The sequence below is a fragment of the Achromobacter sp. JD-1 genome (assembly GCF_038594925.1).
GTDB classification, from domain to species: Bacteria; Pseudomonadota; Gammaproteobacteria; order Burkholderiales; family Burkholderiaceae_B; genus Achromobacter; species Achromobacter spanius_C.
Window position 1 is genome coordinate 137,535 of the sequence record NZ_JBCGCS010000014.1, and the last position, 15,320, is coordinate 152,854.

The window sequence follows — 15,320 nt, forward strand, 5'->3', positions numbered from 1 at the left end:
GGCGCTTAGCGGCGCGTGGCCACTCCATCCACATCCACCACCCGCTGCAAGAACGCGCCCAGCGCCGGGTTGTCGTGCTGGGCGAGCCACACCAAGTACATATCCGCGTACAGATTGCGCTGCCCGATCGGGCGAAACTCCACCCCCTCAAAGCGCAATTCCCGCGCCGAATCCGGCACGATGCCCACGCCCAGTCCCGCGCGCACCAGCGCCAGCAGCGTATGGGTTTGCCCGGCGCGCTGCACGTAGTCGGGCTGCACATCCGCCAGCCCGAACGCCCCCACGATACGGTCATAGAAATACTTGCCTTCGCGCGGCGAATACAACACGAAAGGCTGGCCCTGCAACAGGCGCAGCGGCACGGTTTCGTGTTCGCACAGCGGCGATCCAGCGGGCAGCGCCAACACCAGCGGCTCACGCTCGACCAGCCGGGACTCAATGCCGGCCTGCTGCGGCACGCTGCGCGACAGAATGGCGTCCAGCTCGCGCGCCAAGAGCAGGCGGACCAGATCGGTGCTGACCGTTTCGCGCAGTTGAATTTCAACGTCGGCCAAGAGCTTGCGGGCTTGCATGATCATCGAGGGCATCAAGCGATAGGACGCCACGGCGGTAAAGCCCAAGGTGATGTGGCCGGCTTCTCCGCCGGAGGTGCGCCGCGCCGTGGCGGCCGCGCGCGCCGAAAACTCCAGCAGGTGGCGCGCGTCGCGCAGAAAGCGCCGGCCTGCCGCGCTAAGCAGCACCTGGCGGCTGTTGCGCTCGAACAGCGTCACGCCCAGATCCTGTTCCAGCAACTGAATCTGGCGCGACAACGGCGGCTGCGTCATGCATAGCCGTTCGGCGGCGCGGCCAAAGTGCAGCTCTTCTGCCACGGCGATAAAGCACTCCAGCTGACGGAATTCCATCGATTCAACTCTTGAATTGATCAATGCTATTTATAGCTCGAACGGCTATCCATCGAAAGCCGTTTCTATACTCCGAAAAATCGCGGCGCACGGGTCGACGTGACCGCGAAAGTACCCAAAGGAGCTTCACCGCAGCACGGTAATTTTTCACGGCGCAAGCCGTTTCCCACCCCCAAAAAAAGAGAAGAGACATGGAGACACCCCCCATCGCCCGACCGCGCGTCCGGCTCATCGCCGCGGCGCTGGCCCTGGCCGCCACCGCCGCGTTGCCCTACAGTGCACAGGCCGCCGGTTACCCCGAGCGCACCATCAACCTGATCGTTCCTTTTTCACCGGGCGGCGGCACCGACATCTCGGCGCGGCTCTTGGCGGCGGCACTAAGCGAGAAGCTGGGGTCGTCGGTGGTGGTCGACAACCGTCCGGGCGCGGGCGGGCAGATCGCCGCGGACCTGGTCGCGCGTTCGCAGGCCGACGGCTACACGCTGCTGTTCGCCAATTCCGGCATGCTGGCCATCAACCCGTGGATCTACAAGCTGCATTCAGACCCGGCCACCGCGTTTGCGCCCGTGTCGCTGTTTTCGGATCTGCCCTTCGTGTTGGTCGTACCCGCCAGCCTACCCGCCAAGAACGTGGCGGACCTGGTCACGCTGGCCAAAGCCGAACCGGGCAAGCACACCTTTGCCAGTTCCGGCACGGGCGGCGCGCCGCACCTGTCCGGTGAAATCTTCCAGCAGGCAACCGGCGTCGACCTGATGCATGTGCCGTACAAAGGCGGCGGCCCCGCCATGACCGACCTGATGGCCGGCCGGGTCGACATGCTGTTTGCGTCCGTGCTGGAAACCATGCCCTATGTCTCGGCCGGCAAGCTGCGTGCGCTGGCGGTCACGGGCGCCACGCGGTCATCGGCCATGCCAAACGTGCCGACCATAGACGAAGCCGGCGTGAAGAACGCGCAATCCGGTTCCTGGACCGCGGTGCTGGCGCCGGCCGGTACGCCGCCAGCCGTCGTTGACAAGCTGTCGCAAGCCATCCAAGAGGTCGCCGCCGACCCGGCCATGAAAACCAAGCTGGAATCGCAAGGCGCCGTGGCGCACGGGTCCACCCCGCAGCAACTGCAAGCGCTGGCCGCCAGCGAACGCGCGCGCTACGGGCAGATCATCAAGGCCCGCAACATCCAGACCAACTGAGCTTGACCCGGCCCGAGTAACGCCGGGCCGTTTTCGATGAAACCTCCATCCCAATAAGCCGCATCCATGACCGATTCCCTGCCCTCCTCCGCCCCGCACCTGTTAATGGTCGGCCCTTTGCTGCCAGACCTGATTGCGGACTTTGAATCGCGCTATCACGTGCATCGCTTGTGGGAAGCGGCGGATGCCAATGCGCTGCTGCGCGAACAGGGTGCGAACATTCGCGGCATCGCCACCAGCGGGCGCTTTGGCGCCACGGCCGACCTGATCAACGCGCTACCCGCGCTGGAAGGCATATTCAGTTTTGGCGTGGGCTACGACACCATCGACCGGGCTGCCGCGAAGGCGCGCGGCGTGGTCGTCACCAACACACCGGGCGTGCTGGACGCCTGCGTGGCCGACACGGCGCTGGCCTTGATGCTGGCCGCGCCGCGCCGCATCGCCCAAGCCGACCGCTTCGTGCGCGCCGGCAGCTGGCCCAATGAAGGCTTTCCGCTGGGCACCCGCATGAGCGGCAATCGCTGCGGCATCGTGGGGCTGGGAAATATCGGCTTGCAGATCGCCCGCCGCGCCGCCGCCTTCGACATGGAAATCCTGTACACCAACCGCAAGCCGCGCGCCGATGCGCCGGCGGAATACCGCTACGTGGCAGACATCGAAACACTGGCCGCGCAGTGCGACTTCCTGGTGCTGGCCGTGCCGGGTGGCGGCGCCACGCAGCACATGGTGAACGCGCGGGTGCTGGACGCGCTGGGTCCGCAGGGCTGGCTGATCAACATTGCGCGCGGCACCGTGGTTGACGAAGCCGCGCTGGTCAGCGCTTTGGAGAACAAGCGCATCGCGGGCGCGGGGCTGGACGTGTTCGAGCACGAACCCGAGACCCCGGCCGCGCTGCACGCGATGGATAACGTGGTGCTGCTGCCGCACATCGCCAGCGGCACGCACGAAACCCGCCGCGCCATGGCCGATTTGATGGTGGCGAACCTGGACGGTTGGTTTCGGGACGAGAAAGTGCTGACGCGGGTGGTTTAAGCCAATGGCACGAAAGCGCCGGCGTCGCGGCGCTTGGGCCAAAGCGATCGGGCACAGCGCTTGGATTCGCCCTTACTCGCTGACCCACTGCAAGTCGGGTGACGGCGCGCCTTCCTGTTGGAAATGCAGCAGGGCCGCCTTCGCCATATCCCGGTCCACGCATTGGTACTGCTGGTAGCTGCCCGCTTGGCCGCCCACCACCACTTCCTGATCGTGGTCTTCCGAGCGCGACGGGTCGATCAGCGTATAGATGCGCGCGTCGTCATCCAACGTGATGGACACGACAAACGCGCCATCGCCGCCCCCAATAGCCATGACGGTTTCGTCTTCCGTCACGAAGGCGATGGAACTGAATTGCGCGCCGTCCAGTTGGTCCAGCGCGGCCAAGTTATCGGCGTGACTTGGGTCCTCGCGCTCGCTGACCGCGACGCGTTCGCCCAGGCGGCGTTCTTCAATCAGTTTTTTTATTTTCACAGCGTTCCAGCCCCCTTGGTCTTGGACGCGTGGCCACCCGCGTGGGCCAGCGCCGGTCTATTGCTGCCCCGTAAAAAACAAGGCGTGAAAAGAAGCAGTCTACCGGGATCGGGGCAAGCAGGTGCAGGCCACGGTTTATGCCAGAATTGCGCCATGAAATTGATCATCACCGCCGCCGTTTTGCTATTGGCCACCGTGGCATCCATCATTTATCGGGTGACCCGGCGCAGCCCCGACGACACCGGCCACCGCATCCGCAGCGATCTTTTCGCGGGCGGCTTGATGTTTGCGTTTATTGCGCCCGCCATTGGCGGCATCGCAGTCACGCTGGTGCTCAGCGCCATTTCGCAGACCCCTAGAAACCTGATGATCATGGTCTTCGGCCTGCCCTGGTTCTATTTATTCGGGGTGATCCCCGCACTGCTGTGCGGCGTCGTGGCCGGCGCGCTGAGGCCCGTGCAATCCACCTGGGCAGCGCTGGGCAAGATTGCGCTGGTCGGTCTGGTCTTTGGAATGGGCTCTTTCTTGCCATTCTCCGGCCGCGAGGCCGCCGTGGGCGATGTGGTGTTTCCGTTCTTTGTAGGGGGCTTGCCCGGAATGCTGAGCGGCTTTCTTTGCGCCTACTGGTTCTACGGGAAACCGGGCAGCGTGCGTCCGGCAAGCGCAGACGCGTCACAAGTGGCGTGACGTGAAACGAAGCGCCCCGGCGTGGTCAACTGCAAGCCGCGCCTGAGCGTCAACCGCTATCAGCGCTCTTCCTGCCGTTCCTTCTCTTCGGCCGCCGCCACATCCTCCAGCTTCACCGTCTGCGTACAGCCGTTGGCTGCCGCACATTGGCCGGGCTGCTGCGAGCTTTTTACGCATTCCGCGAATGCCAGCGCCGCATCCACCGTGGCGAAGTGGTACGAATGTCCATCCGTGAAAGCGACCTTTCCTTCGACTGAGCAATCCATGCCTGACTCCGTTAGCGACGCAATTCTTCGTCGGCATAGCCAAACGGCCAGCGGCGCTTGTTCGGTTCAGGGGTCGGCTTTTCGTTATTCATGATGGACTCCAATATTCGAATATCGAAATCCTATCTGCGCAGTTGTAACAGCCACGTAAGGGTTCGCAAACAAGCCCTTCATTGCTGGGAACGCACGCATGTCATGCATAAGTGATAGCGGGCGGCATTCGCCCACAAGGGCGATATTCCTCTCCCGCCTTCAGTGCTATCAATAAAGCGCCAAGGGTGAAACCGCCGTCCGTCGGCATAACAACATCCGGCCCGATACGGATTGGCAATCTGAGGGAGGGCTTTGTCATGGCCTCAGGCTCACGGCTGTCTGACGTAATTGTCAAACTGCCGGACCGGTCGACCGTACGCATTGAACGTCGCCTGGTTATTACTCGAAGTGCCGACGCGCCGCCAGAACATCGCTATGTCTGCACGCTGGAATCAGGCGAGCAAGTGACTTGGCTGGGCGATGGCAAGTACCGTTTGCCAGACGGCGCCGTCGCGGTGGCCGTGGCACACAAGCGCCCGTAGTCACGACGGGCAGCGCAGCGTTGCCCTTCACTTCAGTGATTTTCCTTTGCATGATTGACCGTGTACTTGGGGATGTCGACCGTCAGGTCCTGTTCGCCGACGATGGCCTGACAGCTCAAGCGCGACTGCGGCTCGACGCCCCACGCGCGGTCCAGCAGGTCCTCTTCGCCCTCTTCCACGTCATTAAGCGCATCAAAACCGCTGCGCACAATGCAGTGGCAGGTTGTGCAGGCGCGGCTTTTTTCGCACGCGTGTTCAATGTCAATGCCGTGATCCAGTAACGCATCACAGAGGGAAGTCCCTGAGGATACGTCCAGCACCGCGCCGGCGGGAGCAAGATCGGGATGGGGAAGAACGGTGATTCTTGGCATATTGGGCGGGCCCACCTTATGTGTCGGTCTTGGAAGATTCAAACCAGTGCCCCGAGACTAAAGATTCCCACGATGGCAAGGTCAAGCGCCCGCGACTGAAAATAATCGTCAATTTCACCCCAATTACCGCACCAAAACACGGTTATCGCCGCACAATCAATGCGCACGAATTCTCTGGACATCGTGTCCTTTGGGAGACCCTCATGTGCGATTGCGCTGCTTGCGTTACCCCTTCCCCGGACTCCGCCCCACGCCGTCGCCTGCTATTGGGCGCGGCAGGTCTCGCCGCTTTTGGCGCGACCGGCTGGGCGGAAACGGCCAATGCCGAAGTGCCGTCGAATGATATTGGCGGCGACGAAGCCTTGAAACGACTGATGGCCGGCAATGCCCGGTATGCGGCCAACAAACCCAATATGCGGGACTTTTCAGCGGGCCGGGCGGCTCGCGTTAAAACACAAAAGCCGATCGCCGCCATACTCAGTTGCTCTGATTCCCGGGTGGCGCCGGAATTGGCCTTCGACCAAAGCCCGGGCGATGTCTTCATCGTTCGGGTCGCGGGAAACTTCGTCAACGAAGATGGCCTGGCCAGCTTCGAATATGCCGCCAAGATTCTGAACGCGCCGTTGATCCTGGTGCTGGGACACAACAACTGCGGCGCGGTGGACGCCGCGATAAAGGTCCTGAAAGAAAACGCCGAGCTGCCCGGCCATCTGCCCCAACTGGTCAGTGCCATCAAGCCCGCCGTGGAACGCGCCAGCAAGGGCGACCCCAAGAACCTGCTGACAGCGTCAATCGCTGAAAACGTCCGTCAGGCCGTCCAGCGCTTGCAGACGGCGCAGCCGGTGCTGCAAGGCATGGTGCAGGAAAAGAAGTTGATGGTGGCGGGCGGCGTGTATGACTTGGCCACGGGGAAGGTGACGTTGGTTTGATTGTGCGGGTTTGATTGTGCGGGTTGACTGCGCGGGTTGATCGCGCCGACCTGACCCGCGCTTGCACGGTCGCGGCCTTTCCTGTTGGAAGGCCGCGACCGGATAGCGACTTGGTCGCCTGCCTGGTTGCGTAACGCTTTCCCCGCGCTTACTGCTTTACCGCCAAGGGATGTTCAAAGAAGAACCGCAGCATTTCTTGCGTGGCATCCGGTCCGCTCTGATCCGTATACGACCCCTTGGGCGACCCGCCTGCCCAGGCATGGCCGGCCCCGTGCACCTCCCAATATTCCGCAATCACCTGGCCCTGCGCATTCGTGTACACCCGTTTGGTGCTGTCACGCCCTTGGTTCGCCCCCGCCACGCGCTGGCTTTGCACGCGCGCATCGCCGCCGGCACTGGCCGCGACGACCGCGCCGGCATTGGCCGGGTGCACGGTGGCGTCGCGATCCCCATGAAAAACAATGGTCGGCACCGGCGTGCTGGACACCGCGCCCGGCCGGACACCAATGCCCTTCATGGCCGACAAGGCGGACGGCAGGTCCTTGGCCGCGCCCGCAGCCAGGCCAGAATGCACGCCCGCAGCCGCGTACAACTGCGGATAGGTATCGGCCAGAATCGCGGCCATTGCGCCGCCCGCTGACAGCCCCGCCACGTAGACGCGGCGCGTATCGATGCCGTATTCAGCGATGACGTGGCGGGTCATGTCGGCCAATATCGACGGCTCGCCTTTGCCGGCCTGCTGGTGGTTGTGCTTGAACCAGTTCCAGCACTTTTGCGGATTGGTTTCTCGCGGCTGCACCGGATACAGCACATAGAAACCCTGCTTTCGCGCGGCTTCGTTCATGGCGGTGCCGGCCGCGAAGTCGTCGGCGTCCTGCGTGCAGCCGTGCAGCATCACCACCAGCGGCCTCGCTTGCCCGTTCACGCCCGGCGGCACATACAGCTTGTAGGCGCGCTGACCGGCGCTATTGCGAAACGAACCCGCAGTGAAGAAATCACCCTGGGTGACGGAGGACTCGCCGGGCGCGCGGTGGGTGGGCTTGGATGTCGGGGCGGCGCCATCGTCCCGTGCCGGGGACGGCGCGGCGGCTGGGGATGAAGCGCTCGGCGACCGCGCGGGAACCTCGCGCGCCTCGACATCAATCACATCCGCCTCGTCATAGCGCGGTGCGGCGGATGCCGCCGTGGGCTGCACGCCCAGCAAGGCGGCTTGAATGGCGGCCGTGGCCGCGGCCAGGTTGCCGGAACGGGTAAGCCGCGTGGCTTGGCTCATCAGTTGCTGAAATTCTGGGTGCATAGGAAGACCTTGGAAGCGGCAATAAGGGGTCAGCGGATGCGCTGACGCAGGGCAGTCTTGACGGCGGGGCTGGCGTGCAAGGCCCCCAATACCGTAACGGATTCGATCGTGGCCAACGCCAATTCGGGCGTCACGTCCGGCGCGATGGTCGCCAGCCCCAGGATCCGGATCTGCAGCATTTCACCCGCGGCCTGAACCGCGAGCAGATCGTCGACCGTGTAGTGCTGAATACCCAACACCAAAGTCTTCCGGCTGACCGCCTGCCGCACGGCATCGCCATGGGCGGCAAGCTGGTTGCGGATGGCGGTGCGGATCAGGTCGGTCCGGTTGGCGTAGAAGCCCTCTTGAACCAGAAGATCAATCTGGCCCAGGTCGACATAACCCAGGTTGATCGTGATCTTTTCGTCTGAAGGCTTGGGAGCGGAAGCGAGGCGTGGGGGACGTGGAGGCATGGAACAAAGCATAAAACCATCCAAGTGGATGGCCTATGGATGTTTCATCTTGATAGATTCCTCGGCATTGGCCTGACGCCGAGCACGGGCGCTTTCAATACGAGCCAGCAAGGGCCCTTTGCGCTTGACGACAATTTCCAGGTAGCGCTCTCGCGACAAGGCCAAACGCACCAGCGTCGGCAGCGCCTCGTAGGCCCGTTCCAAAACCAACTGCACCGACGCCTCGTCCTTCAACTTGTCAGAGGCCACGTTCAACAGGCCATCCACCACCACTCGCTCGATTTTTGGCCAATGCTGGTCAATCAAGTCATGGCCCTTTCCACTGACTGCGTCCAAGGCGGCCCCGCCAGTGGCCTTGACCTTCACGGCTGAAGACGCGGTGCTTGCCGCTGCACTGCTGACTGACCGGGACGCCTTGTCCGCCAAGTTCTTGGCGGTGCCAGACGCGCCCGAAGCCAGATCGGTGATTTTCTTGAACATGTCCTGATCCCGGTTGCGGCCATCCACCTTATTGGTGCTTTGGCCCCTGTTGGTCGAGCGCGCGCGCCGGCTCGATCTTCTGTGCGGCCATGGTACCAAGGCCACGCTACACGCCGCCCCTGGCACCCGGGAATTTCACGCTTCGACCCTAAGCCCTTGAAATAACTGGCAGTTATGAAACCGCATAAGGAAATGCCGAATTAGGGAATTTACTTATGCCTTTTAACTATTTGCTGCGCGCATACTTGCCGGGTCAGAATTCGCGCTGAGCATAAAGCACCCCAGATGGAACTTCGCCAACTCGAGGCCTTCGCGGCCGTCATGTCTACAGGTAGCGTCACCGCTGCCGGGCGTCTGCTTGGGCGTTCGCAGCCGGCCATCAGCCGCCTGTTGCAAGAGCTTGAAGCGGAAATCGGCTATGCCCTGTTCAACCGCAGCGGGCCGCGCGTCACGCCCACCGAACAGGGCTTTCTGCTGTATGACGACGTGGAACGCGCGCTGGCCGGTTTGCAGCAGATTCGCAGCCGCGCCGAAGAAATTGCGCGCGGTCAGGCCAAGCCGCTGCTGCTGGCGGCAACGTCGGCGCTGGCTGCCGGCCTGGTGCCGGACGCGCTCAAACGCATCGAATCCCAAACCGGCGCGGCGCGCATTCAGGTGCGCAGTGCCTCCCCCGAACGCGTGGTGCATGCGGTGCTGAGCGGTGCCGCACAGCTAGGCGCCACCAGCCTGCCGCTGGAACACCGCGGGCTGACGGTGCATTGGATTGCGCAAGCGCCCTGCGTTGTGGCCTTGCCCGAAAACGATCCGCTGGCCGCGCATGACATGGTGCCCGTGGCGCTACTGGCCGGCCGCCGCCTGATCACCATGGCCAACCCCTACCGCCTGCGCCGCCGTTTGGACGCCGCGCTTGCCCCCAACGGCAACGCGCCCGGCACCATTGAAACCAATTCGTCCGTCAACGCCCTGGCCGCCGTGCGCGCCGGCTTGGGTGTGTCGGTGCTGGAACCGATCACCGCTTACGGCGTCCCGATGCCGGGCGTGGCGATCCGGCCTATCGACCTGGACATCCCTTTCTTCTTTGGGGTCATCACCCCGCAGCCGCAACCGCAACCCCAACCGTTGACGCCCGCCTGCCAGGCCATGGCCGACGCGCTGGCCGAAGCCGCCGCCGCGCTGCTGCCCGGCTTTGTGCTGCACGACGCCAGCGAGCATGCCGCGCTGCTGCACTCTGTTTACGGTGATGACGCCCCTGTTTTGGACTCCCCCACACTATGAATTTGCCCGTAGCCACCCCGCCGCAAGGCTTGGATGCGCTGGAAGCGCGTTTGCGGCAAGACCTGTCCTGGCTGGAGATTCCCGCCAAGAACTGGGTTGCGCCCCGTCTGGTTGACGGCCAACAGGTACTGGACGTTGTCGTCATCGGCGGCGGCATGGCCGGCTTGGCCGCGGCTGCGTCGTTGACGCATCTGGGCATCACCGCGCCCATCTTCGATCAAGCGCCCGAAGGCTACGAAGGCCCGTGGGCCACCACGGCCCGCATGGAAACGCTGCGTTCGCCCAAGCAACTAACCGGCCCTGCGCTGGGCTTGCCCGCCCTGACCTTCCGCGCCTGGTTCGAAGCGCAATTCGGCTCGGCCGAATGGGACGCGCTGGACAAAATTCCCCGCCTGCAATGGATGGACTACCTGCGCTGGTATCGCCGCGTGCTGAACCTGGACGTGCGCAACAACCATCGCGTGCTGTCCGTGCAACCGCGCGCCGACCGCCTGGTGCAGTTGGACATCGAATCCACCGCCGGACGCAGCACCGTGCTGGCCCGCCGCGTGGTGCTGGCCACCGGCCGCGACGGCCTGGGCGGCGCCTACGTGCCTGACTTTGCCAAGAAACTGCCGCGTGACCGCTGGGCGCATTCGTCCGACGTGATGGACTACTCCACGCTGGCCGGCAAGCGCGTCGGCGTCGTGGGCGCGGGCGCGTCCGCCATGGACAGCGCCGGCACGGCGCTGGAAGCCGGCGCCGCCAGCGTCGACCTGCTGATCCGCCGCAACGACATCCCGCGCGTGAACAAAGGCAAAGGCGCAGGCAACCCCGGCCTGACCCACGGCCACCTGACCCTGCCCGACGAATGGAAGTGGAAGATCCGCCACTACATCAACGCCGCCCAAGTGCCGCCCCCGCGCGGCAGCACCTTGCGCGTCTCGCGCTTCCCGAACGCCCGCTTCAACCTGGGCTGTGGCGTGCAAGACCTGGCCATAGAAGGCGATGAGATCCACGTCACCACGCCCAAAGGCGTATTCGTGCTGGACTTCCTGATCTTCTCCACGGGCTTTCGTATCGACTGGACCGTGCGCCCGGAATTCGCGCCGCTGGCGCCTCACGTGCGCAACTGGGGCGACCGTTTCACCCCGCCCCCCGGCGAAGAAGACCAGGAACTGCATGACTCGCCCGACCTGGGCGCCGTCTTCGAACTGCAAGAAAAAGTCCCCGGCGCCTGCCCGGGTTTGGACCGCGTGCACTGTTTTTCCTACCCCGCCGCGCTGACCCAAGGCACGATTTCGGGCGACATCCCGGCCATCAGCGACGGCGCCAAGCGCCTGGCGCAAGGCATCGCCGGCCTGTTCTACCGCGAAGACGTGGAAACGTACTACGCGAATATGGAAGCGTTTTCCGAACCCGAAGTGTTCGGCGATGAATGGACGCCCGCCCCGCCGCCCGCCCAGGCTGCGGCCTCGCAAGCGGAGACCGCGCAATGACTGGTTGGTTGATACGCCGTGTCGCGCAAGCGGCGGTGGTGGTTTTGCTGATGACGCTGATCGTCTTCGTAGGCCTGCACGCCATCGGCAACCCCGTGGACATCCTGATCGGCCAGGACGTAGACCAGGTCGACCGCGCCCGCATCATCGCGGAACTGGGCCTGGACAAGCCGCTGTGGCAGCAATACCTGGCGTTCCTGAACGGCGCGCTGCACGGCAACCTGGGCAACAGCTTCGTCTACAACATTCCCGCGATTGAACTCGTCATCCAGCGCCTGCCCGCCACGCTGGAACTGGCGATCAGCGCCCTGGGCCTGGCCGTCATCATCGGCCTGCCGTTGGGCTTGATTGCCGGCCTTTACCCCGATAGCCGCTTTTCCAAAATGATCATGGCCGGCAGCATCGTCGGCTTCTCGCTGCCCACGTTCTGGGTCGCGCTGATGCTGATCATGACGTTCAGCGTGTCGCTGGGCTGGCTGCCCGCCAGCGGCCGCGGGCAGACGGTGGAATTCCTGGGCTTTCAGTGGTCGTGGCTCACCGCCGACGGCTGGCGCCACTTGATCCTGCCCGCGCTGAACCTGTCGCTGTTCAAGATTTCGCTAGTCATCCGCCTGACCCGCGCAGGCGTGCGCGACGTGATGCCGCTGGACTTCGTGAAGTTCGCCCGCGCCAAAGGCTTGTCACCGTTTCGCGTGGTCTGTGTGCACGTGCTGCGCAACACGATGATCCCGCTGGTGACCGTGCTGGGCCTGGAGCTGGGTTCGACCATTGCGTTCGCCGTCATCACGGAAAGCATTTTCTCGTGGCCGGGCGCCGGCAAGCTGATCCTGGACAGCCTGAACGCGCTGGACCGCCCCGTGATCGTGGCCTACCTGATCGTGGTCGTGTGCCTGTTCGTGACGCTGAACCTGATCGTCGACATTCTTTATAAAGTGCTGGACCCCCGGGTACGGCTGGAGGGCTCGGCATGAGCACCACTGCAACCCCCGAGAAGGTTCCCGCCCTGCGCCGCGAATCGCCCTGGCGCCGCAACCTGACCGAATTCCTGTCGTCCAAAACGGCGGTGTTCGGCCTGGCCGTGGCCACCCTGCTGATTTTGGCCGCCATCTTCGCGCCGTGGATCTCGCCGCAGAACCCGTATGACCTGCTGCAAATCGACGTGCTGGATTCCCGCATGCCGCCCGGGTCCATGAACGGCCTGGACACCTTCCACTACTGGCTAGGCACCGACGGCCAGGGCCGCGACTTGCTGTCCGGCATTCTGTACGGCCTGCGCATCAGCTTGATGGTGGGCGTGGGCTCGGCCGTTATCGCCGGCATCGTCGGCACGCTGCTGGGCCTGCTTGCCGCCTACGCGGGCGGCAAGGTCGACGCCTTTATCATGCGTTTGGTCGACCTGATCCTGTCGTTCCCGTCCATCCTGGTTGCCATGATGATCCTGGCCTTTCTGGGCAAGGGCGTGGGCAACGTGGTGCTGACGCTGGTGATTCTGGAATGGGCCTATTACGCCCGTACCGCACGTGGCCAAGCGCTGGTGGAACGCCGCCGTGAATACGTGGAAGCCGCCCGCTGCCTGGACATTCCCAACTGGCGGATCATGCTCAAGCACATTCTGCCCAACTGCCTGCCGCCGCTGATCGTCATCGGCACCTTGCAGATTGCGCGCGCCATCACGCTGGAAGCCACCTTGAGCTTTCTGGGCCTGGGCGTGCCGGTGACCGAACCGTCGCTGGGCCTGCTGATTTCCAATGGCTTTCAATACATGCTGTCCGGCGAATACTGGATCAGCTTCTACCCCGGCATCGCGCTGCTGATCACCATCGTCGCCATCAACCTGGTGGGCGACCGCCTGCGCGACGTGCTGAACCCAAGGACTCACAAATGACCGACCGCACCGCTACCGGCGCGCCGGCCACGCTTGAAGTGCGCAACCTGCGCACGCACTTCCATACCCGCGCGGGCGTGCTGCCCGCCGTGGACGACGTGTCGTTCACGCTAGAGCGCGGCAAGATCCTGGGCCTGGTCGGTGAATCCGGCTCGGGCAAATCCGTGACGGGCTTTTCCATCATGGGTCTGGTCGACGCCCCCGGCCGCATCGTCGGCGGAGAAATCCTGTTCCAGGGCCGCGACCTGACCAAGCTGGCTCCGCGTGAACTGCGCAAGTTGCAAGGCAACCGCATCGCCATGATCTTCCAAGATCCGATGATGACGCTGAACCCCGTCTTGCGGGTGGACGTGCAGATGATCGAAACCGTGCGCGCGCATAACAAGATGAGCAAGGCGCAGGCCCGCACGCTGGCCCGCGACACGCTGGGCATGATGGGCATTCCCAGCCCCGAAGAACGTTTGCTGGCCTACCCGCATCAGCTGTCTGGCGGCATGCGCCAGCGCGTGGCCATTGCCATCGCCATGCTGCACCGCCCCGACCTGATCATTGCCGACGAACCCACGACCGCGCTGGACGTGACCATCCAGGCGCAGATTCTGTCTGAAGTGCAAAAGCTGGCGCAGCAGCACGGCACCAGCCTGATCTGGATTACGCATGATCTGTCCGTGGTGGCCGGCCTGGCCGATGACGTGGCCGTGATGTACGCCGGCCGCATCGTTGAACACGGCAAGGTCGACGACGTGCTTGACCGCCCGCAGCACCCCTACACGGTGGGCCTGATCGACAGCCTGCCCAGCAATAACCTGCGGGGCCAGCGCCTGCGCCAGATTCCCGGCATGACGCCCAACCTGCTGCACCTGCCCGCCGGCTGTGCGTTTTCCGCGCGCTGCTCGCGCGCCACCGCCGCCTGTGGCCAGCAACCCGGCATCACTCAAGCCCTGCCCGAACACGACGTGCGCTGCTTCCATCCGACTATCCAGATCCACAACGAGGTGACGGCATGACTGTATCCGCCGCCCCCACTCCGCTGATTGACCTTTCGCAAGTCAGCAAGCGCTTTGGCGAAAGAAAGGTCGGCGCAGCCGGCCGCGCCATGCAGCGCATGGGCTTGTCAAAGCCGCCCGCCATTACGCGCGCGGTCGACAACGTGGACCTGATCGTGAACCCCGGCGAAGTCGTCGGCCTGGTTGGTGAATCCGGCTGCGGCAAATCCACGCTGGGCCGCATCGCCGCAGGCTTGTTGACGCCTTCCGGCGGTGAAGTCCGCATCAACGGCGTGCGCCCGTCCGACATGAACTCGGCCGCCGCCCACGCCGCGCGCCTGACCGTGCAGATGATTTTCCAGGACCCCTACGCCAGCCTCAACCCGCGCCTGCGCGTGGACGAGATCGTAGGCGAAGCGGCCCGCATCCATGGCCTGGTCGGCAATGGCGACTTTGACGACTACGTCAGCGCCCAGCTCGAACGCGCGGGCCTCGACCCCGCCCTGCGCCAACGCTATCCGCATCAATTCAGCGGCGGCCAGCGCCAGCGCATCGGCATCGCCCGCGCGCTGGCCGTGCAGCCGTCCATGCTGGTGTGCGACGAAGCCGTGGCCGCGCTGGACGTATCCATTCAAGCCCAGATCCTGAACCTGTTCATGGACCTGCGCGAAGAACTGAACCTGACGTACCTCTTCATCAGCCATGACCTGGGCGTGGTGGAACACCTGTCTGACCGCGTTGTCATCATGTACCTGGGCCGCGTCGTGGAAACGGCCACCGTGGAAGAAGTGTTCCAGCGCCCCAACCACCCGTACACGCAAGCGCTGCTGGCGGAAATTCCCAGCCTGAAATCGCGCCACAAGGTCTTTACCGCGATCAAAGGCGAGATTCCCAGCCCGCTGAACCCGCCTGGCGGCTGCCATTTTCATCCGCGATGTCCGCATGCGATGCCGCGCTGCAAGACCGAAGTTCCCACGTTGAAGGGAATCGCCATCAACCATTTAAGCGCCTGTCATTTGAACGACATGGCCTGAACCTAATTGG

General features: G+C 64.0%; 18 protein-coding genes. 11 read left to right on the forward strand and 7 right to left on the reverse strand.

What is annotated here, in order from left to right; translation table 11 throughout:
* Nucleotides 1-5: 5 nt before the first annotated feature.
* Nucleotides 6-902, reverse strand: coding sequence for a LysR family transcriptional regulator (locus WBR68_RS21050; RefSeq protein WP_230695161.1), 897 nt, complete (start codon nt 900-902; stop codon nt 6-8).
* A 191-nt stretch (nt 903-1,093) separates the two neighbouring features.
* Between WBR68_RS21050 and WBR68_RS21055 the strand changes: the two genes are divergently transcribed.
* Complete coding sequence (locus WBR68_RS21055) at nt 1,094-2,089, forward strand: Bug family tripartite tricarboxylate transporter substrate binding protein (RefSeq protein WP_230695162.1); 996 nt, start codon at nt 1,094-1,096, stop codon at nt 2,087-2,089.
* Nucleotides 2,090-2,155: 66 nt separating this feature from the next.
* Nucleotides 2,156-3,121 carry a 2-hydroxyacid dehydrogenase gene (locus WBR68_RS21060; protein ID WP_230695163.1) on the forward strand — a complete coding sequence of 322 codons (966 nt, stop codon included), beginning with the start codon at nt 2,156-2,158 and terminating at the stop codon, nt 3,119-3,121.
* A gap of 72 nt (nt 3,122-3,193) precedes the next feature.
* Here the strand turns inward: WBR68_RS21060 and WBR68_RS21065 are convergent, their stop codons facing one another.
* Entirely contained in the window at nt 3,194-3,595 is a 402-nt protein-coding gene (locus WBR68_RS21065) for an Imm1 family immunity protein (protein ID WP_050449698.1), read from the reverse strand.
* A gap of 153 nt (nt 3,596-3,748) precedes the next feature.
* Between WBR68_RS21065 and WBR68_RS21070 the strand changes: the two genes are divergently transcribed.
* Nucleotides 3,749-4,282, forward strand: coding sequence for a hypothetical protein (locus WBR68_RS21070; RefSeq protein WP_230695164.1), 534 nt, complete (start codon nt 3,749-3,751; stop codon nt 4,280-4,282).
* A 59-nt stretch (nt 4,283-4,341) separates the two neighbouring features.
* Here the strand turns inward: WBR68_RS21070 and WBR68_RS21075 are convergent, their stop codons facing one another.
* Nucleotides 4,342-4,548 carry a hypothetical protein gene (locus WBR68_RS21075; protein ID WP_050449696.1) on the reverse strand — a complete coding sequence of 69 codons (207 nt, stop codon included), beginning with the start codon at nt 4,546-4,548 and terminating at the stop codon, nt 4,342-4,344.
* Nucleotides 4,549-4,898: 350 nt separating this feature from the next.
* Here WBR68_RS21075 and WBR68_RS21080 point away from each other — a divergent pair, with 350 nt between their 5' ends.
* The gene (locus WBR68_RS21080; protein ID WP_050449695.1) at nt 4,899-5,123 is read left to right on the forward strand and encodes a hypothetical protein; all 225 of its coding nucleotides are present in this window, start codon (nt 4,899-4,901) and stop codon (nt 5,121-5,123) included.
* Between the two features lie 32 nt (nt 5,124-5,155).
* On the opposite strand, the gene fdx is transcribed toward WBR68_RS21080, so the two are convergent.
* A complete protein-coding gene (gene fdx, locus WBR68_RS21085; RefSeq protein ID WP_050449718.1) occupies nt 5,156-5,494 on the reverse strand; it encodes an ISC system 2Fe-2S type ferredoxin in 339 nt (112 codons plus the stop codon).
* Between the two features lie 29 nt (nt 5,495-5,523).
* On the opposite strand from fdx, the gene WBR68_RS21090 reads away from it, so the two are divergent.
* Nucleotides 5,524-6,423 carry a carbonic anhydrase gene (locus WBR68_RS21090; RefSeq protein ID WP_230695165.1) on the forward strand — a complete coding sequence of 300 codons (900 nt, stop codon included), beginning with the start codon at nt 5,524-5,526 and terminating at the stop codon, nt 6,421-6,423.
* A 148-nt stretch (nt 6,424-6,571) separates the two neighbouring features.
* On the opposite strand, the gene WBR68_RS21095 is transcribed toward WBR68_RS21090, so the two are convergent.
* The 3 genes from WBR68_RS21095 to WBR68_RS21105 are packed head-to-tail and all read right to left on the reverse strand — an operon-like array spanning nt 6,572 to nt 8,652.
* Complete coding sequence (locus WBR68_RS21095; protein WP_230695166.1) at nt 6,572-7,720, reverse strand: extracellular catalytic domain type 1 short-chain-length polyhydroxyalkanoate depolymerase; 1,149 nt, start codon at nt 7,718-7,720, stop codon at nt 6,572-6,574.
* A gap of 29 nt (nt 7,721-7,749) precedes the next feature.
* Entirely contained in the window at nt 7,750-8,172 is a 423-nt protein-coding gene (locus WBR68_RS21100; protein WP_050449717.1) for a CopG family transcriptional regulator, read from the reverse strand.
* 33 nt (nt 8,173-8,205) lie between these two features.
* Nucleotides 8,206-8,652 carry a hypothetical protein gene (locus WBR68_RS21105; RefSeq protein ID WP_230695167.1) on the reverse strand — a complete coding sequence of 149 codons (447 nt, stop codon included), beginning with the start codon at nt 8,650-8,652 and terminating at the stop codon, nt 8,206-8,208.
* A gap of 285 nt (nt 8,653-8,937) precedes the next feature.
* On the opposite strand from WBR68_RS21105, the gene WBR68_RS21110 reads away from it, so the two are divergent.
* From WBR68_RS21110 to WBR68_RS21135, 6 genes are read left to right on the forward strand one after another with little or no spacing between them, the layout of a single operon-like run.
* Nucleotides 8,938-9,927, forward strand: coding sequence for a LysR family transcriptional regulator (locus WBR68_RS21110; protein ID WP_230695168.1), 990 nt, complete (start codon nt 8,938-8,940; stop codon nt 9,925-9,927).
* The gene (locus tag WBR68_RS21115; protein ID WP_230695169.1) at nt 9,924-11,405 is read left to right on the forward strand and encodes a SidA/IucD/PvdA family monooxygenase; all 1,482 of its coding nucleotides are present in this window, start codon (nt 9,924-9,926) and stop codon (nt 11,403-11,405) included. Before WBR68_RS21110 ends, WBR68_RS21115 begins: the two co-directional genes overlap by 4 nt.
* Nucleotides 11,402-12,376, forward strand: coding sequence for an ABC transporter permease (locus WBR68_RS21120; RefSeq protein WP_100856131.1), 975 nt, complete (start codon nt 11,402-11,404; stop codon nt 12,374-12,376). The genes WBR68_RS21115 and WBR68_RS21120 overlap by 4 nt, the downstream gene beginning before the upstream one ends.
* On the forward strand, nt 12,373-13,290 hold the full coding sequence (locus tag WBR68_RS21125) for an ABC transporter permease (RefSeq protein WP_050449686.1): 918 nt from the start codon (nt 12,373-12,375) through the stop codon (nt 13,288-13,290). The genes WBR68_RS21120 and WBR68_RS21125 overlap by 4 nt, the downstream gene beginning before the upstream one ends.
* A complete protein-coding gene (locus WBR68_RS21130) occupies nt 13,287-14,297 on the forward strand; it encodes an ABC transporter ATP-binding protein (protein ID WP_100856133.1) in 1,011 nt (336 codons plus the stop codon). The genes WBR68_RS21125 and WBR68_RS21130 overlap by 4 nt, the downstream gene beginning before the upstream one ends.
* Nucleotides 14,294-15,310, forward strand: a complete 1,017-nt coding sequence (locus WBR68_RS21135; protein WP_230695170.1) for an ABC transporter ATP-binding protein — start codon at nt 14,294-14,296, stop codon at nt 15,308-15,310. The genes WBR68_RS21130 and WBR68_RS21135 overlap by 4 nt, the downstream gene beginning before the upstream one ends.
* Nucleotides 15,311-15,320 lie beyond the last annotated feature (10 nt).